This is a genomic window from Streptomyces sp. ADMS (assembly GCF_033441795.1).
In the GTDB taxonomy this organism is placed as follows: Bacteria; Actinomycetota; Actinomycetes; order Streptomycetales; family Streptomycetaceae; genus Streptomyces.
This window is the reverse complement of sequence record NZ_JAVFVX010000343.1, coordinates 1-947: the sequence shown is the minus strand read 5'-3', so window position 1 is coordinate 947 and position 947 is coordinate 1. Positions and strand designations below refer to the sequence as shown.

At 71.6% G+C, this 947-nt stretch carries 1 protein-coding gene; it reads right to left on the bottom strand.

All coding sequences use genetic code 11. The annotated features are described in order from the left end of the window. Positions 1-45: 45 nt before the first annotated feature. Positions 46-705 carry a hypothetical protein gene (locus RB628_RS40900; protein WP_318325707.1) on the bottom strand — a complete coding sequence of 220 codons (660 nt, stop codon included), beginning with the start codon at positions 703-705 and terminating at the stop codon, positions 46-48. Positions 706-947 lie beyond the last annotated feature (242 nt).

Genomic DNA, 947 nt, shown 5'->3' with positions numbered 1-947 from the left:
ACCCCGGACCCGCTGATTAAGAGTCAGCTGCTCTAACCAACTGAGCTAGCGGCGCCTGCTGACGTCGTAGACCTTAGCACCCGGATCGGCGCGAGGAAAAATCGATATCCGCACCCCGCTGGAGGCCGCGGCACGGGCCGCTCGTACGGCCGCCCAGAGCAGGATTTCCGGCCCCGGAAGCCAGGGGCGGCAGGTGTCGGGGGCGACGACCCAGCGGGATTCGAGGCGTGGATCGCCTTTGCTGTCCTCCTCGGCCTCCTCCTCGGTGTCGTGGCCGGTGCCGTCGTTCACCAGGGCGGGGACCGTCACCGCGTCGCCACGGCCGTGACAGAGGAGCGGCGGGACGGAGCGGCGGCGCCGGGCGCCACCGTCGTCGCCCCCGCCGGCCGAGCCCCACTCCTCCCACCTCAGGAGTGACGGCAGCCGCTGGGCCGTACCCGGCGCCGCGAACAGGAGTATCCGGCCCCGGTAGGCGGCCACCGGGCCCGAGCCGGGACCGTCGCCCCAGAGGCGGTCGAGCATGCGGCGGCCGAAGACCGCGGGCGTGTTGACGACGTCGAACACGGTGCCGCAGGGCAGGACGAGCGGGGCGGTGGGCCGCTCCGCCCAGAACGAGATCGTGCTGCGCGGATACGTTCCTGCGGAGGCGAGCCAGACGGCCCCTTCCGAGGTGACTCCCGAGACGTCCGAGTGTGTGCTGCTCATGGCGTCTACATCTACCGGGAGTGAGCGCCCGGTCTCCGAGGGTTGCCGGAAACGAGGACAGAAGGGGGCGAGCTGGAGTACCTTGCCCTACTGCATATGCCGCCCGGACTTTCGAGACGGCCCCGGACCGGCTGGGCCCGGCTGGGCCCGGCTTGAACCGGCCCTGGCCCGGGTTTGGACCGGCCCCGGACTCTGCTGCGCAATTCGCTGGACCCGCAGGAACAGCCGCCCGGAGCACCGAG

Bases quoted from the DNA above. Each gene is read 5' to 3' on its own strand.
- RB628_RS40900 (WP_318325707.1), bottom strand. From the start codon at position 705: ATGAGCAGCACACACTCGGACGTCTCGGGAGTCACCTCGGAAGGGGCC.